General features: G+C 57.7%; 21 protein-coding genes. 6 read left to right on the forward strand and 15 right to left on the reverse strand.

What is annotated here, in order from left to right:
- Positions 1-25: 25 nt before the first annotated feature.
- The 8 genes from ACR0DY_RS14220 to ACR0DY_RS14255 all read right to left on the reverse strand — a co-directional run bounded on the left by ACR0DY_RS14220 (position 26) and on the right by ACR0DY_RS14255 (position 7,981).
- Positions 26-2,227 (reverse strand): 3-hydroxyacyl-CoA dehydrogenase NAD-binding domain-containing protein, encoded by a 2,202-nt coding sequence (locus ACR0DY_RS14220; RefSeq protein ID WP_480546466.1) that lies wholly within the window; start codon positions 2,225-2,227, stop codon positions 26-28.
- Entirely contained in the window at positions 2,220-2,708 is a 489-nt protein-coding gene (locus tag ACR0DY_RS14225; RefSeq protein ID WP_480546468.1) for a cupin domain-containing protein, read from the reverse strand. Before ACR0DY_RS14225 ends, ACR0DY_RS14220 begins: the two co-directional genes overlap by 8 nt.
- Positions 2,708-3,919 (reverse strand): acetyl-CoA C-acetyltransferase, encoded by a 1,212-nt coding sequence (locus ACR0DY_RS14230; RefSeq protein ID WP_267364658.1) that lies wholly within the window; start codon positions 3,917-3,919, stop codon positions 2,708-2,710. The genes ACR0DY_RS14225 and ACR0DY_RS14230 overlap by 1 nt, the downstream gene beginning before the upstream one ends.
- An 11-nt stretch (positions 3,920-3,930) precedes the next feature.
- Positions 3,931-4,569, reverse strand: coding sequence for a glutathione S-transferase family protein (locus ACR0DY_RS14235; protein ID WP_480546470.1), 639 nt, complete (start codon positions 4,567-4,569; stop codon positions 3,931-3,933).
- Positions 4,570-4,848: 279 nt separating this feature from the next.
- Entirely contained in the window at positions 4,849-5,061 is a 213-nt protein-coding gene (locus tag ACR0DY_RS14240; protein ID WP_209503252.1) for a hypothetical protein, read from the reverse strand.
- A 55-nt stretch (positions 5,062-5,116) separates the two neighbouring features.
- Positions 5,117-6,898, reverse strand: coding sequence for an acyl-CoA dehydrogenase C-terminal domain-containing protein (locus tag ACR0DY_RS14245; RefSeq protein WP_480538210.1), 1,782 nt, complete (start codon positions 6,896-6,898; stop codon positions 5,117-5,119).
- Positions 6,899-6,940: 42 nt separating this feature from the next.
- Positions 6,941-7,342, reverse strand: coding sequence for a MerR family transcriptional regulator (locus tag ACR0DY_RS14250; protein ID WP_209503256.1), 402 nt, complete (start codon positions 7,340-7,342; stop codon positions 6,941-6,943).
- Between the two features lie 270 nt (positions 7,343-7,612).
- Positions 7,613-7,981 (reverse strand): MerR family transcriptional regulator, encoded by a 369-nt coding sequence (locus ACR0DY_RS14255; protein ID WP_480485170.1) that lies wholly within the window; start codon positions 7,979-7,981, stop codon positions 7,613-7,615.
- Positions 7,982-8,096: 115 nt separating this feature from the next.
- On the opposite strand from ACR0DY_RS14255, the gene ACR0DY_RS14260 reads away from it, so the two are divergent.
- Genes ACR0DY_RS14260 through ACR0DY_RS14270 form a run of 3 tightly spaced genes read left to right on the forward strand, consistent with a single transcriptional unit; the run spans position 8,097 to position 10,355 of the window.
- Positions 8,097-8,516, forward strand: a complete 420-nt coding sequence (locus ACR0DY_RS14260; RefSeq protein WP_480546472.1) for a PaaI family thioesterase — start codon at positions 8,097-8,099, stop codon at positions 8,514-8,516.
- Position 8,517: 1 nt separating this feature from the next.
- Positions 8,518-9,036: a PaaI family thioesterase gene (locus ACR0DY_RS14265; RefSeq protein ID WP_267364663.1), complete on the forward strand. Its 519-nt coding sequence runs from the start codon at positions 8,518-8,520 to the stop codon at positions 9,034-9,036.
- 2 nt (positions 9,037-9,038) lie between these two features.
- Positions 9,039-10,355: an MATE family efflux transporter gene (locus ACR0DY_RS14270; RefSeq protein WP_480484253.1), complete on the forward strand. Its 1,317-nt coding sequence runs from the start codon at positions 9,039-9,041 to the stop codon at positions 10,353-10,355.
- Here ACR0DY_RS14270 and arsC read toward each other — a convergent pair.
- Genes arsC through ACR0DY_RS14290 form a run of 4 tightly spaced genes read right to left on the reverse strand, consistent with a single transcriptional unit; the run spans position 10,352 to position 12,511 of the window.
- A complete protein-coding gene (gene arsC / locus ACR0DY_RS14275; protein WP_480484252.1) occupies positions 10,352-10,693 on the reverse strand; it encodes an arsenate reductase (glutaredoxin) in 342 nt (113 codons plus the stop codon). The genes ACR0DY_RS14270 and arsC overlap by 4 nt on opposite strands.
- Positions 10,690-11,748, reverse strand: coding sequence for a quinone-dependent dihydroorotate dehydrogenase (locus ACR0DY_RS14280; RefSeq protein ID WP_480898546.1), 1,059 nt, complete (start codon positions 11,746-11,748; stop codon positions 10,690-10,692). The genes arsC and ACR0DY_RS14280 overlap by 4 nt, the downstream gene beginning before the upstream one ends.
- Positions 11,745-12,176 (reverse strand): DUF1330 domain-containing protein, encoded by a 432-nt coding sequence (locus tag ACR0DY_RS14285; protein WP_480538200.1) that lies wholly within the window; start codon positions 12,174-12,176, stop codon positions 11,745-11,747. Before ACR0DY_RS14285 ends, ACR0DY_RS14280 begins: the two co-directional genes overlap by 4 nt.
- Positions 12,173-12,511, reverse strand: a complete 339-nt coding sequence (locus ACR0DY_RS14290) for a DUF952 domain-containing protein (protein ID WP_209503272.1) — start codon at positions 12,509-12,511, stop codon at positions 12,173-12,175. The genes ACR0DY_RS14285 and ACR0DY_RS14290 overlap by 4 nt, the downstream gene beginning before the upstream one ends.
- A 107-nt stretch (positions 12,512-12,618) precedes the next feature.
- Between ACR0DY_RS14290 and ACR0DY_RS14295 the strand changes: the two genes are divergently transcribed.
- Positions 12,619-14,196, forward strand: a complete 1,578-nt coding sequence (locus ACR0DY_RS14295) for a bifunctional metallophosphatase/5'-nucleotidase (RefSeq protein WP_480538198.1) — start codon at positions 12,619-12,621, stop codon at positions 14,194-14,196.
- A gap of 63 nt (positions 14,197-14,259) precedes the next feature.
- Here ACR0DY_RS14295 and ACR0DY_RS14300 read toward each other — a convergent pair whose 3' ends face one another.
- The gene (locus tag ACR0DY_RS14300) at positions 14,260-15,912 is read right to left on the reverse strand and encodes a tetratricopeptide repeat-containing sulfotransferase family protein (RefSeq protein WP_480898549.1); all 1,653 of its coding nucleotides are present in this window, start codon (positions 15,910-15,912) and stop codon (positions 14,260-14,262) included.
- A 55-nt stretch (positions 15,913-15,967) separates the two neighbouring features.
- On the opposite strand from ACR0DY_RS14300, the gene ACR0DY_RS14305 reads away from it, so the two are divergent.
- Positions 15,968-16,633: an SOS response-associated peptidase gene (locus tag ACR0DY_RS14305; protein ID WP_480485180.1), complete on the forward strand. Its 666-nt coding sequence runs from the start codon at positions 15,968-15,970 to the stop codon at positions 16,631-16,633.
- 37 nt (positions 16,634-16,670) lie between these two features.
- Entirely contained in the window at positions 16,671-17,723 is a 1,053-nt protein-coding gene (gene mnmH, locus ACR0DY_RS14310) for a tRNA 2-selenouridine(34) synthase MnmH (RefSeq protein WP_480546478.1), read from the forward strand.
- On the opposite strand, the gene selD is transcribed toward mnmH, so the two are convergent.
- Together selD and ACR0DY_RS14320 are read right to left on the reverse strand one after the other, a co-directional pair.
- A complete protein-coding gene (gene selD, locus ACR0DY_RS14315; RefSeq protein ID WP_480546480.1) occupies positions 17,714-19,873 on the reverse strand; it encodes a selenide, water dikinase SelD in 2,160 nt (719 codons plus the stop codon). The two genes, mnmH and selD, sit on opposite strands and share 10 nt — an antisense overlap.
- 5 nt (positions 19,874-19,878) lie before the next feature.
- Positions 19,879-20,265, reverse strand: coding sequence for a Na+/H+ antiporter subunit G (locus ACR0DY_RS14320; RefSeq protein WP_209597047.1), 387 nt, complete (start codon positions 20,263-20,265; stop codon positions 19,879-19,881).

Consider the following 20,265-nt stretch of genomic DNA (forward strand, 5'->3'; position numbering starts at 1 on the left):
GGTGACATGCGCCCGCGTCATTGGATTAAGCGGCTTTTGCTTCAGGGTTGAAGCGACCGTAGAAGCTCTGACCTTTTTCTGCCATCTCGCGCAGCAGCGTCGGGCAGGCAAAGCGTTCACCGTAATTCTCGGCCAATTGATCGCAACGTTCGGCCGCGTAGGGCGTGCCGATGATGTCCAGCCAGCTGAACGGACCACCCGACCACGGGGCAAAGCCCCAGCCCAGAATTGCACCGACATCACCCTCGCGGATGTCTTCCAAAACACCCTCTTCCAGCGCGCGGACAGCTTCCAGAACCTGAGCAAACATCAGACGTTCCTGCACTTCGATCAGGTCAGGCTGGTCATCGGCAAGCGGATACTTGTCTTGCAGGCCCTTCCAGTATTCGACGCGCTTGCCCTTCTCGTCATAGTCGAAGAAACCGGCATTTGCCTTGCGCCCCAGACGGCCCTGTTCCTCCATCCAGAAGATCAGATCGTCCGAGGGGCTTTCCGGATAGGCATCGCCCATCGCCGCCTTTGTCGCGCGGGCGATCTTGGCACCCAGATCAATTGAGGTTTCGTCGGTCAGTTGGATCGGACCGACCGGGAAGCCCAACTGCCGCGCGGCGTTGTCGATCAAAACGGGGCTGACGCCTTCAGTGACCATGCGCGCGCCTTCGTTGATATATGGAATGATGCAGCGGTTTGCGTAGAAGAAACGCGCATCGTTGACCACGATCGGGGTCTTGCGGATCTGACGCACATAGTCCAGCGCCTTGGCCACTGCACGATCCCCGGTTTCCTTGCCCTTGATGATCTCGACCAGGAACATCTTTTCGACCGGTGAGAAGAAGTGGATGCCGATGAACTGGTCAGCTCGGACAGAGGCTTTGGCCAGATCGCTGATCGGCAGGGTCGATGTGTTCGATGCAAAGATGCAATCTTCGGGGATAATCGCCTCAACCTTTTTCGTCATCTCAGCCTTGACGCCCATGTCTTCAAAGACCGCTTCGATGATCAGGTCACACCCTTTCAGGTTGTCCAGATCCGGCGTTGCAGTGATGCGACCCAGCATGGCCTCTTTTTTCTCAGCCGTGACCTTGCCGCGCTTCATGCCTTTGTCCAGATAGGTCTCGGTATAGGCTTTGCCTTTGTCCGCAGCCTCCTGGTCGCGGTCGATCAGAACAACTTCCATACCGGCCTGCGCCGATACCAGAGCGATACCAGCCCCCATCATGCCCGCGCCCAGAACGCCGATCTTCTTGACTGACTGGTCCGGGACACCAGCGGGGCGCACGGCTCCTTTTTCCAGTGCTTCCTTGTTCAGGAACAGTGACCGGATCATCGCACCTGACGACGGGTTCATCAGCACGGACGTGAACCAGCGCGCTTCGATTTTCAGCGCGGTGTCGAAATCGACCAGAGCGCCTTCGTAAACCGCGCTCAGCAGAGCCTTGGCGGCCGGGAAGGCCCCTTGGGTCTTGCCATTCACCATCGCCGACGCGCCAACGAAGTTCATGAAGCCCGCAGGATGATAGGGGGCGCCACCGGGCATCTTATAACCCTTTGCATCCCATGGTTTGACCAGATCGGCGTCCTTGGCGTTCAGCACCCATTCCTTGGCTGCCGCCATTGGATCGGCTGCGATCTCGTCAACATAGCCTGCGCCTTTGGCTTTCTTGACGTCCAGCATCTTACCTTCAAGCAGCAGCGGAGCCGCCGCAATGGCGCCGACTTTGCGGACCATCCGCGTGGTGCCGCCCGCGCCGGGGAAGATGCCGACCATGATCTCGGGCAGGCCGTACTTTGCCTTTGGGTTCTCGGCCGCAAAGATACGATGGGTGGACAGGGGCAGTTCCATACCGATGCCCGCAGCGGTCCCGGGTAGAACGGTAGCAATCGGCTTGCCGCCCTTCTTGGTCTTGGGGTCCATACCCGCCAGTTCGATCTTGCGCAGCAGGGCGTGCATTTTCATCGTGCCCTCGAACAGACCCTTGGCCGGATTGTCGCCCGCCTGTTCTTTCATCACCGCCAGCAGGTTCAGGTCCATGCCGCCCGCAAATGACCCTTCTTTACCCGAAGTAACAATGATGCCTTTCACCTCATCGTCGGCCAGCGCCTGATCGATGCAATCGCTCAATTCTGCCAGCCCGTCAAAGGACATCACGTTCATGGTCTTCCCGGGCACGTCCCAGGTGATCGTGGCGACGCCGTCTGCGTCTTTGCTCAGAGTGAAATCAGTCATTGTCATCTCCAATCTGGTCAGCCGTCAGCGGGCTGCCATCCTTGCGGGTGAAGGAAAATCCGTTCTCATCAACCTTCACCATCATGTCCATGTCGCTGTAATAGCCGGTCTCGGTCGGGGTCCGTGTGCCCACCACCAGAAAGGTCATGGGCGCATCGGTGTTGTTCACAAGGTGATGGCCGTTGGCCTCACCTGCGGGCCAGGCGGCGCAATCGCCGGGCTGCATCTCGTGCTCGCCATCATCATCGACCAGCGTGCACGAGCCGCTGAGGATGATGGCAAACTCGTCCTGCTTCATGTGGTAATGGCGCAGCGATGACAGGCCCTGCGGATCCAGCCGCACGATGTTGACCCCGTATTGGGTCAGCCCGCCCGCATCGCCCACGCGCTGCGCAAAGCGACCTGTGGTCGCTTCGGCCAGCTTGCCGGGATAGGCCGAGCCGCCCTGAAACGGGATCTTAGAGAGATCCAGCTTGGGCATCAGACACGCTCGATAATGGTTGCCGCACCCATGCCAGATGCAATGCAAAGCGTGGCCAGACCGGTTTCCTTGTCCTGACGCTCAAGTTCATCCAGCAGCGTGCCGATAATCATTGCACCCGTGGCACCCAGCGGGTGACCCATCGCGATCGAGCCACCGTTGACGTTGACCAGTGCGGGATCGACATCAAATGCCTGCTGGAACCGCAGCACGACCGAGGCGAAAGCTTCGTTCACTTCAAACAAGTCCAAATCGCTGATCTTCATGCCATTGTCGGCCAAAATCTTTTCAGTCACCGGAACCGGGCCAGTCAGCATGATGGTCGGATCAGTGCCAATCTTGGCGGTTGCTTTGATGCGGGCACGCGGCTTGAGGCCGTATTTCTCGCCAAATTCCTTGTTGCCGATCAGAACAGCAGCGGCTCCGTCCACGATGCCCGAGCTGTTGCCGGCGTGGTGGATGTGGTTCACGCGCTCAAGATGGGGGTATTTCAGCATCGCAACCTTGTCGAAGCCAGGCATCTGTTCGCCCATCATAGCGAATGACGGGTTAAGCGCACCGAGGCTCTGCATGTCAGTGCCGGGGCGCATGTATTCGTCGCGGTCAAGAATGGTCAGGCCGTTCTGATCCTTGACGGTGATCACGGATTTCTCGAACCGGTTGTCGGCCCAGGCTTCCGCAGCACGTCTTTGCGATTCAACCGCCAGCGCATCCGCGTCATCACGGGTAAAGCCATACTCGGTCGCGATGATGTCGGCCGAGATGCCCTGAGGCACGAAATAGGTCTCCATCGCCAGCGAGGGGTCAACAGCGATTGCTGCACCGTCGCTGCCCATGGCCACGCGACCCATCATCTCGACACCGCCCGCAATATAGGCATCGCCTGCGCCGCCTTTCACCTGGTTTGCGGCCAGGTTCACGGCTTCCATGCCCGAGGCGCAGAAACGGTTGATCGCGAGACCCGGGATCGACTGGTCGAGGTCGGATGCCAGAACGGCCGAGCGCGCAAGACAGCCGCCTTGCTCCATCACTTGCGTGACGTTTCCCCAGATCACGTCTTCGACGGCGTGACCTTCCAGGTTGTTGCGCTCTTTCATCGCGTTCAGGGTCAGGGCGGACAGGCGCACCGAGGTTACCTCGTGCAGGCTGCCATCCTTGCGGCCCTTGCCGCGCGGCGTGCGCAGGGCGTCATAGATATAGGCTTCGGTCATGGGTCTTCTCCTCAAGCTCGATCCGACGGGTTGCCGGGCATCAGGTCATAGGGGTGTTTCCAGCCGGGCTGTTCGGACAAGCGGGTCAGCCAGGCGTCGATATGGGGCCAGTCGGCACGGTCAAAGCCAAATGGTTCAGGGTAATACAGATAACCACAGCAGCTAAGGTCGGCGTTGGTCACACCATCACCAACGATCCAGTCGCGACCATCCAGGTGGTTGTTCAGGATTTCATAAGCCGCCTTCAAACGTCCTTTATTGAATGCAATGACATCAGGGTTGCGGTGCTGCACGGGTAGGAAATTGATCAGGAACCGCGTCAAACCTGCCATTGAGCTGAGTTTGTGATTGTCCCACAAAACCCAACGCAGAATATCGTAGTCTTCTTCCCGGTCCTTGCCACCGAACTTGCCGGATTTCTCCGTGACATAGGCCTGAATCGCACCGGATTGGCTGGTGTGAAAATCTCCATCGACCAGAACTGGTGCTTCACCCAACTCGTTTACGTCAGCACGATATTCCGGCGTGCGGGTTACACCTTTGAAGAAATCGACAAAGACCGGTTCCCACTCCAAACCGGACATTTCCAGAGCCAAAGCAGCCTTGTAGCTGTTTCCACTTTCTCCGAAGCAATGAAGTTTGATGGTCATGTGCTCGCCCCTCCCAAGGCGCATGTGGCTAGGCCGGATTTGAGTATTTTTGAAAAGATGAAGGGCAGTAGGTAACGTTTCATCAACCATCTTCGTATTCAGTGGTCGTGCGGTACAGGCTGGAGAGCCGATGACCGCAAAAGGTGAAGTCGTTCCTGTCCTGATGGCGAGTGTGCCCGGTGGCAGGGACGCATCGCCGCTTCATCTTTTCACAAATACTCCCGCCGGAGGCGTCCGGCATTCAAATTAAAGTCGCCGTTGAGTTTTCTCCGCAGCAGTTCACCTCTTCCGTGCCTCAAGTTCGGAATTGAAGATGCGCAGGCGGTGGGTCAGGTTCTCCTCATCAATCACGCTGTTGAAATTCTCGAACAAGAAAGACAGCGCCTCACCTTCGTCCAGACCGGCATCACGCGCGAACGCTTTGAGTTTGCGATACCCATCTTCAGTCATCGCAACCGGAAAGCGGCGGGTCAGGCGAAAACGTTTTGGCATTTGGTCTCCTCCGGTAAGCTGGGTCCGGGCGGTGTTGCCCGGACCCAGACTGAGATCAGAAGTTCGCCGCGTCCAGTGCCATTACCGTGTCCGCGCCGGTCTGGATTCGCGCCAGATGCATCGCTGTCGCGGGCAGGCGGCGGGCCATGTAGAAACGGCCGGTGGCAATCTTGGTCTCGTAGAATTCTTTGTCCGAGGCTCCACCATCCAGCGCTTCCTGAGCCGCTTTCGCCATTTGCGCCCACATCAGGCCCAGGCAAACATGGCCGAACATGTGCATAAAGTCATAGGAACCGGACAATGCGTTATTCGGGTTCTTCATGCCTTCCTGCATGAAATACATGCCAGCGGCCTGAAGATCCTTGGATGCGGCTTTCAGCGGTTCGATGAACGCCTTGTCGTATGCTTCGTTCTGGCCCGCGTTTTCCTTGCAGAAGGTTTTGACCATCTCGAAGAACGCCATGACGTGCTTGCCGCCATCCTGCGCCAGCTTGCGACCCACAAGATCAAGCGCCTGAACGCCATTTGCACCTTCGTAGATCATCGCGATGCGGGCGTCGCGGGTATATTGCGACATGCCCCATTCTTCGATGTAGCCATGGCCACCATAGACCTGCTGCGCCTGAACGGTCATGTCGTAGCCTTCGTCGGTCAGGAAGCCTTTGATGACCGGGGTCAGCAGCGAGATCAGCCCGTCCGCATCCTTGTCTCCCGCGCGGTGCGCCTTGTCGATCATGGTCGCGCCCCAAAGGATGAACGCGCGCGCGCCTTCGGTAAAGCTTTTCTGATCCATCAGGTTGCGACGGATATCAGGATGCACGATCAGAGGATCGGCCGGACCATCCGGGTTCTTGACACCGGTCACATCGCGACCCTGCAAACGGTCCTTGGCGTATTCCAGAGCATTCTGATAGGCCGCTTCGGCTTGCGACAGGCCCTGCATGCCCACCCCCAGACGCGCTTCGTTCATCATGGTGAACATGGCGCGCATGCCCTTGTGCTCTTCGCCCAGCAGCCAGCCGGTGGCTTCGTCATAGTTCATGACGCAGGTCGAGTTGCCGTGGATACCCATTTTCTCTTCGATCTTGCCGACCGATACGCCGTTGCGCTCGCCCAGGCTGCCGTCTTCGTTCACAATGAACTTGGGCACAATGAACAGCGACACGCCTTTGATGCCCTCGGGGCCACCCGAGATCTTGGCCAGCACCAGATGGACGATGTTGTTTGCCATGTCGTGGTCGCCAGCCGAGATAAAGATCTTCTGGCCGGAGATCTTGTAGCTGCCGTCACCCTGCGGTTCTGCTTTGGTGCGCATCAGGCCCAGATCGGTGCCACAATGCGGTTCGGTCAGGTTCATGGTGCCGGTCCATTCGCAGCTGACCATGTTGGGCAGGTATTTGTTCTTCTGCTCGTCTGTCCCGTGCGCCAGAATGGCCGAGGCCGCGCCGTGGGTCAGGCCCTGATACATGGTGAAAGCCTGGTTGGAGCCCGAGAACATCTCACCCACAGCTGTGCCGATCACGTAAGGCATGTTCTGGCCACCATACTCTTCCGGCATGTCGAGGCCAGTCCAGCCACCTTCCTTCATCTGCTCGAAGGCGTCTTTGAACCCGGTAGGGGTGTACACAATGCCGTTTTCCAACCGGCACCCTTCGGTGTCACCAACAACGTTCAAAGGATGCAGGACGTTGGTGGCAACCTTGCCTGCTTCTTCCAGAACTGCGCCGGTGAATTCGGGCTCCAGTTCGTCATAGCCGGGGATGTCCGACTGCGAGACTTTCAGAACATCGTGCAGAATGAACTGCATGTCTTTGGTTGGCGCGTTGTAAACGGGCATGTGAAGCTCCCTTAATTCATATGTCCGGAAGGCAGGGCGAGGTTACTCGGCCGCCTTCTTTTCCTGTTTCATCGAGGCGATGACTTTCTCGCCCCAGCGCAACTGCTCTTTCAGATCGTCGATGGCCTGCGTCAGCTCTTCGCGGCGCGATTCCATGTCAGCCAGACGCTCGCACGCGATTTCATAAGTGCGATTCATCTGGGTGACCTGTTGATCGCCCACATGGTAGAGATCCAGCAGCTGTCGAATTTCCTCGAGGCTGAACCCGAATCTTTTGCCGCGCAGGATCAGCTTCAGCCGCGCCCGGTCACGTTTGGTGAACAGACGTTTTTGGCCTTCGCGGATCGGGAACAGTAGTTCCTTTGCCTCATAGAACCGCAAGGTGCGTGGTGTGACATCATAGGTCTCGCACATCTCGCGGATGGTCATCACATCTTCGGTCATTCGTCATACTCTCGTCACTGGCGTCATGAAACATGAGTTGCGCAGTTGGTGGGTGCTTTACAACATGTGAGTGACGTTTACGTAATCCAGACGCTGCGTCACTTTGAAGTTGACGTAACATCCGTGCACGTAAGGGGCTTTCGGCGTAATTTTGTTACCGTTACGTCAACTGATTTCCGGCATGAATAAACGGGTGCCTTGAAGGGGATGCGCACCGGTTTCGACAGGTTCTGCCACCTGCAATGCTTGATTATGAAATATCGGAAAAGGTTATTCCAGCGACTTGGCCGTTTGGTCGCGCAGGCTTTTGAGTTCGTCCATTGCCTCATCCAGTTGCTGTCGCTGCTGCTGAAGCTCACTCATCTGGCGGTCCGCCATTTCGACAAAGGTGGCCATCTGGGCCTCGTTTCCCTGATCTTCATAGATCAGTAGCCATTGGCGAATCTCTTCTAGAGGAAAACCAAACTTTCGGCCGCGCATGATCAGTTTCATCCGCGCGCATTCCCGGGGCCCGTAAAAGCGCGAACGCCCTTCGCGGTCCGGTTGCAAAAGCTCGATATATTCGTAGTAGCGCAGGGTGCGCGGCGTCACGTCAAACTCGGCGCACATTTCTTTGAATGACAAACGGTTGTTGGACATTCCCGGTCTCCTCGTCAGCAACCTAGGCGGTCCCGATCCCAAGCGCAACAGGTAGGCTTGCTCTTTACCGGAACACCGGCTCATAAAGGCGGTGCAGAGAACAGGACGCATACTTATGGTCGATAAGACAGTTTTAGCCCGCCAGTTTATCGAGGCGATCCCCCATGCGCGGGCATTGAACCTTACGCTCACGCAGATCGGCGAGGGTGAGGCAGAGATAACTCTGCCCTACAACAAAGACCTGATCGGGGATCCGCGTACAGCGGTGATTCATGGGGGAGCGATATCCACGATTCTGGACACCTGTTGTGGCGCTGCGGTGATGAGCCACCCATCGGCCCCCGGAGGAACCGCAACAATCGATCTGCGGATAGACTATATGCGCGCGGCGACGCCAGGTCAGACGATTACTGCACATGCCGTCTGTCACCATATCACGCGAAACGTTGCCTTCGTGCGGGCCACCGCAATGGACAACGACACGGACCTGCCGGTGGCGACAGCCTCAGGGTCCTTTACGGTTGAAGGGAAGTAATATGCCAAGACCTCGTCCCGAGCCGATGCAGGTGGTCAAGCAGCGCCGCGATGCAGCCCTGCGTGCGCTTGTCGACGGCGTACCGTATATACGTTTCCTGAACATCAGTTTTGACAGGCGCGGGGATGAGCTGACCGGCGTTTTGAATTTCGATGACAAGTTGATCGGCAATCCGTTTCTGCCTGCAATTCATGGTGGTGTGACGGCTGCCTTTTTGGAAGTGACAGCCGTTATCACGCTGAGCTGGGAACACATGTTCCCAAGTATTGAAAGCGGAGAGATCGATGCAGAGGCCATCGTGTCAGACGAAAGCATCCGGTTTCCCAAGACGATCGACTTTACCGTTGACTATCTGCGTTCGGGCTTGCCGCGAGACGCCTATGCGCGGGCATTTATCAGCCGGTCGGGGCGGCGTTACGCCTCGGTACGGGTTGAAGCCTGGCAGGACAATCATGCGAAACTGTTTGCGCAGGCCTCCGGGCATTTCCTGATGCCGCAACCGCCTCGGGGCAAGAGCTGACCATGCAGGACGCCTCGGCGCCCATCACGCATCGACGGGTACTGAAGATCGCTGTGCCGATTGTCCTGTCGAACGCCACCGTTCCGATTCTGGGGGCAGTTGATACCGGCGTTGTCGGCCAGTTGGGGCAGGCTGCGCCTATTGGTGCGGTCGGGATCGGTGCAGTGATCCTGTCAACGATCTACTGGATCTTCGGTTTCTTGCGGATGGGAACCACCGGGATGGCGGCGCAGGCACGCGGGGCAGGCGACGCTGTTGAAACCCGGGCATTGCTGATGCGCGGCCTGATGCTTGGCGGCGCGGCTGGGCTGTTCTTTATCCTTACACAAGTGGCCGTGTTCGCGGGTGCGTTCGCTTTATCTCCGGCGAGCCCCGAGGTCGAAACGCTCGCCCGCGCCTATCTTGAGATTCGAATTTGGGGGGCGCCAGCAACTATCGCGCTTTATGCGGTTACCGGATGGTTGATTGCGGTTGAACGCACGCGTGGGGTTTTTGTTCTTCAGGTCTGGATGAACGGATTGAACATCGTTCTGGACCTGTGGTTTGTGCTTGGTCTTGGCTGGGGTGTCGAAGGGGTTGCCATAGCCACTTTGATCGCGGAATGGACAGGTCTGGCGCTGGGCCTTTGGCTGTGTCGGGATGGGTTCGAAGACGGAATCTGGCGTGACTGGGCCCGCATATTTGACGCTGCCCGACTGCGCCGGATGTTGCAGGTCAACGGCGATATCATGATCCGGTCGGTTTTGCTGACCGGATCCTTCACGACCTTTCTTTTCGTCGGTTCGGATCTGGGTGATGTCAATCTGGCGGCCAATCAGGTCTTGCTTCAGTTTCTTGAAATCACGGCTTTCGCGCTGGACGGGTTCGCCTTTTCCGCCGAGGCGCTGGTCGGAAGCGCGGTGGGTGCCAGAGACAGGTATCAGGTGCGCCGCGCGTCTGTCATGACCTCGCAATGGGGTGTCGGGGGCGCCCTGTTACTGGGTGCGGTTTTCTTTGTCGCCGGACCGGCGTTGATCGACCTCATGTCGACCTCACCGCAGGTGCGCGAGGCCGGGCGCGAGTTTCTTGTCTGGGCCGCGTTGGCACCCGTTATCGGTGTGGCAAGCTGGATGTTTGACGGAATCTACATAGGCGCCACCTGGACCCGGGCAATGCGCAGCGCGATGTTCCAATCGGTTGTGATCTATCTGGTTGCGCTGTTTATTCTGGTGCCGAGTTTCGGAAATCACGGCCTGTGGGCCGCGTTGATGGTGCTTAATATCGCGCGCGGCGTGACTTTAGGATGGCGCTATCCCAAGCTCGAGGCGCAGGTGGCCTAGAGCAGCGCAAGAAGGTTTTCCGGTGGACGCCCGATGGCGGCTTTATCCCCCGCAATGGCAAGCGGACGTTCAATCAGGATCGGGTTTTCAGCCATGGCCCGGATCAGGGCGTCGTCTGGCGAGGTCTTTGTCAGCCCCAGTTCCTTGAACCGGGATTCTCCGGTGCGCATCATCTCGACGGGCGAAAGCCCCAAGGCGGATTGTGCCGCTCGCAGCTCATCAATTGATGGTGCATCCTCAAGATATTTGCGCACCGTGACCCGTGCACCATTTTCTTCCAGCAATGCAAGACCGGCGCGGGATTTTGAACAGCGCGGGTTGTGCCAATATTCGATCATAGCCAGTCCTCTCGTTTGCTGCCGACGGCCTGAGCCACATTGTCAAAGCCGTCGCAGGCCAGCAGTTCATCCAGCCCGTTCGCAATGTCAGCCGCCAGAGAAATGCCGCCATACACCATCGCCGTATAGAACTGCACAGCAGATGCCCCGGCGCAGATCTTGGCATAGGCCTGTTCCGCATTGCTGATGCCACCGACGCCGATCAGGGGAATGTCACCCCCGGTCAACTGGCTGAGCCGCGCCAGAACACGTGTTGATTTCTCGAACAGCGGTGCGCCGGACAGTCCGCCGGTTTCACCTTTGTGCGAACTGCGCAACCCGTCACGCGACAGGGTGGTGTTGGTGGCGATCACGGCATCCACACGGGTCTCGCGCGCAACATCAGCAATGTCCTGCAACTCGGCATCGGTCAGGTCCGGCGCGATTTTCAGGAAGATGGGCAGCGGGCGAGGCAGCGCATCACGGGTTTCAATCACACCGTTCAAAAGCGCGCTTAGCGCCGCCTTGCCCTGCAAATCCCGCAGCTTTTCCGTATTCGGGGATGACACGTTGACGGTGGCAAAATCCAGATGCGGGGCACAATATGCCAGCACCTTGACGAAATCACCTGCGCGATCCTCGCTGTCCTTGTTGGCACCCAGATTCAGGCCGATCACCGCATTTTGGGGGCGATCAGCAAGCCGTTTTGCCATCACCTCCATGCCTTCGTTGTTGAAGCCAAAACGGTTGATCGCCGCTTTGTCCTCGGTCAGGCGAAACAGGCGTGGTTTGGGGTTTCCCGGTTGCGGGCGCGGTGTGACGGCCCCGACTTCGATGAAACCGAACCCTGCGCGCGACAGCGGCGTCAGAACTTCACCGTTTTTGTCGAAGCCCGCGGCCAATCCTACCGGGTTAGGCAGGTCCAACCCGGCAAGGCTTGTTTTCAGGCGCGGCGTTGTCACCGGCCCCGGCGCAGGCGCAAGCCCCGCCTTCAAAGCCCTGATCGACATCCCGTGGGCGGTTTCGGGGTCCATGCAGTGCAGGGCTGCAAGCCCGAATTTCTCGGTCAGTTTCATCCGAACGCTTTCCTGCTTTCGCTTGATCCGCACCGGATCAGGCGCGAGGTCTCTACCGCAGCCTGCCGATGGACCACCGCCGCCCGGTAGGCCGGATCGGTCACCATTTCAAGAAACGCATATGCAGTCGGATAGCGTGCGATAAAGACGGCATCCCATACCTCATCAGCCGGTCCGATCAGTGTCGTTTCAAAGACACCCCGCCATAGGATGCTTGCCCCGATACGGCCAATGATTGGGGCGGTTTCAGTCCCGTATTTCTGATAGGCCTGCGCCCCGGTCAACCCTGCGCCCGCCAATTCATGTGATTTGGGATACTGCGCCTCGGCGCGGAACTTCACCAGATTGAGCATTTCGATCGGCTGGTCGCGGTCCAGGGCCTTGAACGCCTCGAACTGGCCGCGATCCGGATCGACATAAGATATCATGCCATGTCCTCGGGAAACTGATGTGCCGTGCCGACAAAAGGCAGGGGTCGCGCCCAGACAACGTCGCTTAACCTGATCTGACGATACAGATGTGGAAACAGGGCGTCTCCTCGCGACACTTCCCATTTCAGGTCATCGCCCATGGCATCGGCATCACAGGCCAACAGCGTAAGCCCTTCAACGCCCGCAAAATGCTTGGCAGCGGTTTCAGCAGCTTGTTCAGCGGTAGAAAAGTGAACAAACCCGTCTGACACGTCAATGGGTGCTCCGTCTGTGGCGCCCAGACTTTGCAGTTCAGCCCATTCGACGGCTCGGAAAATCTTGTAGATCAGCATGATGACCTGATGCCCCGCACGGCGCTTGGAATCAAGCTGGATTTCTCCTTTGACTCTCGGTCGACATAAGCGCACGATCCCCGGCAATAATAACAGGGAGTTCCAAGATGTTGACCCGATTTTTAACTTCGGTCGCGGTGGTGGGCCTGACGGCGGGTGCCGCAGCAGCCGATTACAAGCTGACAATTCTGCACACCAACGATTTCCATTCGCGCTTTGAGCCGATCAACAAATACGACAGCGGTTGCGGTGAGGAAGACAATGCAGAAGGCAAATGCTTTGGCGGATCGGCGCGCCTTGTAACGGCAGTTGCCGACGCGCGCGCACGGGCAGAGAATTCGATTCTGGTGGATGGAGGTGACCAGTTCCAGGGGTCCCTTTTCTATACCTATTACAAGGGCAAGGTCGCAGCCGAGTTCATGAACAAGCTGGGCTATAATGCCATGACCGTTGGCAACCACGAGTTTGATGACGGCCCCGAAGTGTTGCGGGGGTTCATCGACTCGGTCGACTTCCCGGTCCTGATGTCCAACGCCGATATTCACGACGAAGAGCTTTTGACGGACAGGATCAAGAAATCGACCGTTATCGAAGTAGGCGGCGAGAAGATCGGCTTGATCGGCCTGAGCCCAATCGACACGGATGAGCTTGCCTCGCCCGGCCCCAATGTCACGTTCTCGGACCCGGTGCCAGCTGTGCAGGCCGAAGTCGATAAACTGACAGGTGAGGGTGTCAACAAGATCATCGTTCTCAGCCATTCCGGCTATGGCGTCGATCAGCGTGTCGCGCAAGAGACGACTGGTGTTGACGTGATCGTCGGCGGGCATTCGAACACGTATCTTTCGAATGTGTCGGATAAGGCGGCAGGTCCGTACCCAACAGTGGTAAACGGCGTACAGATCGTTCAGGCCTATGCCTATGGCAAGTTTCTGGGCGAATTGAACGTCACTTTCGATGACGATGGCAAAGTGATCGAGGCAGCTGGCGAGCCTTTGATCATGGACAACGCTGTGACCGAGGATCAGGCCGCGCTGGACCGGATTGCGGAACTGGCGGTGCCTTTGGATGAAATCCGCAACAAGGTTGTTGCAAGCGCTGCAGAAGCCATTGAAGGGGATCGCTCAATTTGCCGCGTGCAGGAATGCCAGATGGGCAACCTGGTTGCCGATGCGATGCTGGCGCGTGTGGCGGATCAGGGCGTTCAGATTGCCATTGCCAACTCGGGTGGATTGCGGGCTTCTATCGATCCCGGTGATGTGACCATGGGCGAGGTTCTGACGGTGTTGCCTTTCCAGAATACACTGTCGACCTTTGAAATCAGCGGACAGGGTGTCATTGACGCACTCGAAAATGGCGTAAGTCAGGTGGAAGAAGTGAAAGGCCGTTTTCCGCAAGTCGCCGGTCTTAGCTTTACCTGGGACCCAAGCGTGGCACCGAACGAGGGGCGCGTCAGCGAGGTGATGATTGCCGAGGGTGACGGTTTTATTCCGATCGACCCGAACAAGACCTACCTGGTCGTCACCAACAACTACGTCCGCAACGGTGGTGACGGGTACAAGATGTTCGAAGGCGATGACAAGAACGCCTATGACTTCGGCCCGGACCTTGCGGATGTCACCGCGGAATACCTGGCGGAAAATGCACCCTATCAGCCGTATGTAGACGGGCGTATCAAACAGAAGTAACTGGGCTTACGACAAAGACAAAAGCCGCATCCCTGTGATGCGGCTTTTTTGTTTGGGAACGGATCAGCTGAAATCATATTCCGGCCAGAGTTTCGGATCGAACCCGTCCAGCATCGGTTTGATGTGCTCAGCAACCCCGCGCCAGCCGCCGATAGACTTGGTCGAGATCTTGTTGCGCACCTGATCGATGCTTGCCGTACGTACCTGTTTGGTGTTTTTCTCGGGGTGCATCATCGTTTCGTTCCACTCCAAATCGCAGAACGCAGCAACCTGCTGGCTGTAGGTTTTCGGGTCGGCCACCAGTTCTTCGTAAGGTACCGTCAGAATACGATTTCCGAACACGGTATCCCAATGCGCCATATAACGACGATACATATTTGCCGAATGGGCGATGGCCTGCATATTCGAGGCATAGCGCATTCCGCCCGCAGGAAAACATCTGATCCATTTGGACAATCCAACATCACGCGGATCGCGCAGCATGTTGATAATCTTTGCCTTTGGGAAGGCAGACAGCAGGAATCCAATACGTTGATAATTGTGCGGCATCTTATCGACAAAGGCGACAGAGTCGCCCGGAATGGGCGGCATCAATTCGAGGAATTCCCGCGCGAGCTCGGACGCTTTGGCAGCGTCATACTTCTGGCCTTTTTTCTCATACTCACGCGACAGATCGGCCCCCAAAGTCAGTTCGCCGCAACCGGAAATTCCGGGGGCTGAACTCAGCATCATTTCCATCAATGTCGTGCCAGAGCGGGGTTGACCCAGTACAAAGATCGGTGCTGGCCCCTCGGCAAAGCCGGACTCTGGTGCATCGGAATCGACAGGGAACAAGCTGGTGATCCGGAACAGTTTTTCCTCTTCATCCGCCGGGACATAGGGGTTGCCTTGGTGCTGAATTTCATTGGCCCGCGCATAATGCGGCATGGCGGCATTCAACCCGTCTAACTTTGAAATCAAATGCGCCTTGGCGAACTGGAGCTCCAGCTTATCATCTCCCTTTTCGGAGATGGCTTTATTAACGGCTTCTAGCAGCTCCGGAGCTTCTTCTGTGGTTGCAATTGCCGATAATTGCAGCAAAGCCGACATATGTTCGGGTTCGTTTTGAAGAACGCGCCTCAGTATTGCCTTGGACTCGTTCTTTTCACCCGTTTGGTGAAGGTTTACAGACTTAATAAGGGCAATCTTTGTGTTCTCGGGGTCCAACTCGTAGGCGCGGGCGACATCCCGCGAGTTTTCATCGTCAAAGCCGATATTGGCGTAAGCTCTGGCACGTTTTGCAAGAAGGTCCACATTGTCTGGATCGCTCTCCAGCTTCTTGCTCGCATGTTCGATCATCATGCGCCAATTGGTGCCTTTGAGGTGAATTTCATCCAGCACGCGGTTCAGTTCCTGGTTGTTGGGGAATTGCTCCAGCTTTTGTTCGGTATAGTCCAGGGCTTTGGAAATTTGCCCGGTCTGCATCAATGCATTCGCCAGGTTTTCGACAAACTGCAGGTCGTCCGGTTTCATCCGCGAGGCTTCAACAAAATGCGGAATAGATTTCTTGTATTGCTTCATCTCGGTCAAAACAAAGCCGGCGATGGCATGATAATCCGAGTCTTTTGGGAATTTCTTGACACCCAGCTGGGCCTTTTTCAAAGCTTGCGGCAGCTTGCCTGCTTCCAGAAGCGCCAGTGCTTTGCTCTTGAGGGATTGCGTTGTCTGGTATTCCATGTGACCCCGTGAGATCCTGTGCCTGTATCAAGAATGTATCGGTGGTTCATTACCCATGTGCGGACGGTTTGCAATAACTCTTCCCAACGACGCAATGGCGCAGCTGTTTTCAGCGCGCCCGGCAAATGCGCTACCTGTGGTGCCGAATTTCAATGTTTGTCCGACAAATCAGGTACATGTCGTGCGTAGCGGCGAAACAGGCCGCCATCTGGATGCGCTGCGCTGGGGATTTCTGCCACATTGGTACAAGACCGAAACGGCGGGGCCGTTACTGATCAACGCCCGGGCCGAGACCCTGGCGGACAAGCCCGCCTTTCGCGATGCCTGCCGGACGCGCCGCTGCCTGATCATAGCGACTGGGTTCTATGAATGGACAAAAACCAAACAGGGAACGCGCCTGCCTTGGTATATCCACCGTCAGGACAAAGCTCCCATTGCCTTTGCCGGGGTCTGGCAGGACTGGGGCCCTGAAAGCGAACGGCAGGGCACCTGTGCTATCGTGACGACGGCTGCCAACAAATGGCTTGAGGTCATCCATCAGCGAATGCCCTTGATCGTAGAACCCAATGACTGGCCATTGTGGTTGGGTGAAGCCGGAAAAGGGGCCGCGCGGCTGATGCAGCCGGGGAACGAGGATGTGTTGACCTTCCACCGGGTCGGGCCTGCGGTGAACTCGAACCGGGCCAGCGGGCCAGAGCTGATCGAACCTTGTGACGCGTGACCTTTTCATCGGAAACGCAGCAAGCTAGACCTTCGGCATGGCTCTGAAATTTCCTGACCTGACCCAACTTTACGCGCACGGCTATGATACCGTGATCGACGTTCGCAGCCCTGCCGAGTTTGCCGAAGATCATCTGCCGGGTGCAATAAACCTGCCTGTGCTGAACAACGAGGAACGCGCCCGGGTCGGAACCATTTATGTACAGGACAGCCCCTTTCTGGCGCGCAAGCTGGGTGCTGTTATGGTATTCCGCAATGCAGCCAATCACATCGAACACCACCTCAGCCATCATGACGGAGCGTGGCGCCCCTTGGTCTATTGCTGGCGCGGTGGACAGCGTTCCGGATCATTCACATGGATGTTGCAGCAAATTGGCTGGCGCGCCGAAGTGGTAGACGGCGGCTATCGTACCTACCGTCGATTGGTGAACGCTTATTTGTACGATGATCCCTTGCCACATCGGCTGATCGCGCTGGATGGCTACACGGGCACCGCAAAGACCGATCTTTTGGCTCTGTTGCACGCACGAGGCGTACAGATTCTGGACCTTGAAGCGCTGGCCAACCATCGCGGGTCCTTGCTGGGCGAAAGGCCAGGGGGGCAGCCCAGTCAGAAGGGGTTTGAATCTGCCCTGTCCGCTGCGCTGTGTTCAATGGATCCGGCGCGTCCAGTCGTGGTCGAAGCGGAATCATCCAAAATTGGCAGCTTGATCCTGCCACCCAGCCTTTGGAACGCGTTGTGTAATGCTCCGCGTGTGAACATCACGGCTTCGATTGAAGCACGTTCGGCCTATCTGGTGCGGGCTTATGACGACATCCTGTCTGACAGTGACCGTTTGCGTGACCGGTTATCGCCGCTGCGGTTCCATCGCGGGCATGAGGTCGTGGACGGATGGCTGCGATTGATTGATGCGGGTCAAAAACAGGCGCTGACACAGGCGTTGATGGAACAGCATTATGATCCCGCATACACCAAATCCCGGCAATCCCGCCCGGTGCAGGTATTGGCCAGTTTTGATGTGGAAACTTTGGACAACACGGGGCTGAGCAACGCGGCCGCGCAAATTGAAAGCCTTCTGGATCAGCTTTGAAGGCGCAAACCCGGTGTGTCGGTCAGCTGGCCAATGATCATTGCCGTATATCCCGCGTCCAGAAGATCTTGCAGAAGGGTTTCGGCGTCCTTCGCATTCACGGCGGCCAGCAAACCCCCGGCTGTTTGCGGGTCAAAAAGCAGCGCCGCCTTGCCCCCGGACGGAAGATCGGGCGCAATCGCGTTGTTGTCGGCAAAAATCGTTGACCGGACCCCCTGATCCGTCAGCGCAAGCGCGCCGTCCATCACCTTTACCGCGTCCAGTTCAAGCGTAGCGCCGCAATGCGATGCGTCGCAGATGCCTTGCAGATGCCCGGCCAGACCAAACCCGGTCACGTCGGTCATCGCATGGGCGTTGGCCAAAATGCGGGCTGCATCGCCCTGGGGCTGTGTCATATGTTTGTAGGCTGCCGCGACCCAGGCCCCTTCGGCAAGACCAGCCATTTCCGCCGCCATCAGAACACCGCTTCCCAAGGGCTTGGTCAGGATCAGGCGATCCCCCGGCTGACCACCCGCCAATGTAATCGGGGTAGACTTGCACAGGCCAGTCAGCGTGAAACCGACAGTCATCTCATCGCCCATTGAGCTGTGCCCGCCCACGATTTCCGCGCCCGCAGCCCGCATGACGTCACTCGCGACCGACATGATTTCGGACATTGTGCGGCTTTGCAGGGCGGCAGACATGCGCGGCAGGATGATTGTTGCCGTGGCCGCCTGAGGTGCGGCCCCCATGGCCCAGATATCCCCCAGAGCGTGAACGGCAGCGATCCGCGTCATAAGTGCGGGATCGTTGGTGAAAGCCCGCAGGTGGTCGGACGTCATGACTTGCTGCGCCCCGCCTGTTTGCAAAAGCGCGGCATCGTCGCCGGGTAGGGCGGTGATGTCGGTACGAGTAAGGGCGGGGAGGGATTTCAGGGCGAGTTGCAATGCGTCGCGCCCGACCTTTGCTCCACATCCGCCGCACATGGGCTTTTCACCCAAAACCTCATCAAGCCCGGCTGCCCGGTCGCGTGGCAGGGCGGGCGGTGTCATTTGCGGCAGGTCGCGAAACTTGTTCATAAAGGTCTGGTCGATATGGTTCTTCCATGTCCACATCAACGGGCCGCTGAACGATGTTCCCAAACGCTCGGCCAGTGCTGACTTGCCACCCAGTGAGATCAGTTTGAGATAATCTTTTTGCGGTGTGTATTTTCGCATCTGTCCCGCGCCGAGCGCTGCGCGAAGATTATCGTACAAAACCGGCGCTTCGCGCACCGCATAGACACCGGCCTTCGGTCTGGGGTTGTCCGTAAGATGGGCGCAATCCCCGGCGGCAAACACAGCCGGATCACTGGATTGCAGGTAGCCGTTCACTCGGATGTGTCCGTCCTGAAGGTCAAGCCCTGTGTTTGCGATCCAGTCATAGGCGCGGGCTCCGGCGGCACCGGTCACGAAACCAGCCGGAATTGTGCGCCCGTCCTGTAGTTCCACGTGATCCTGCCCGATCCGGGTGATCACCGCGTTTTCAATCACCTCCACACCAAGGTCATGCATTGCAATCCGGATTGTTGCCGCCGCCTTGGGTTTGGTTGCAGTCAGGGCCGAGGCCCTATCGATCAGGGTAATCTGTGCCGCCCGCCCCCTGGCCTTCAACGCATGTGCCATCGCCATGACCAGTTCGACGCCCGCGACGCCGCCACCGATCACAGCGACCGAGGCCGGGCCTTGACCCTTTAGATACTCGGCCCATTTCGCAGCAAAAGGTCCCAGCGGCTTGGCTGGCACTGCATGTTCCGCAAAGCCTGGCAAGGCGGGCATGTCCGACGTGATCCCTACATTGACCGAAGCCACGTCGAAGCCTACCGGAGGATGCCCGAGGACATGCACTTCGTGTGTTTCGGTATCGATGCCATTGACCGTGCCCAAGATCACCCGCGCACCTGCGAAACGGGCCAGTCTGACAAGATCGATATCCAGCTCCCACCGGTCGTAATGTCCGGCGACATATCCGGGCAACATCCCGGAATAGGGAGCGGTGGGGCCGGGGTTGATCACGGTTACCCGCGCGCCGGGCAAAGGGCTCATTCCCCATTTGCGCAGCAGCAGAGCATGGGTGTGGCCGCCGCCAATTAAAACCAGATCACGGGTCAGGGGCAGCGGAGATGTGTGCATTTGTGTTAATTCGCGCTGTGGTCCGGAACATCCTCGACCTGCTCGACAGCGTGGGTGGCCCAAAGCTCATCCTCGCCAGCATCGGGCAGGTCGCTGGGCAGTTCATGACGGTGAATATGCCATTTTGCAATGAACAGGGCCGTGATCGGAGCCGTCAGGAATAAAAACAGCGTGATCAGAAGCTCGTGCAGCGACAGTTTGCCTTCCAGCAGAACGGAATGGGTGATCGAAGCCAGCAACACCCCACCCACGCCTAAAGTTGTCGCCTTGGTCGGTGCGTGAAGGCGGGACATAGGGTCATTCAGCTTGATCATGCCGAAGGACCCGACAAACCCGAAAACACCCGAGATTATAAGGAAAACGGCGATCAGCAGCTCTGCAATGAATGTCAT

Source organism: Ruegeria sp. O6 (assembly GCF_056535045.1).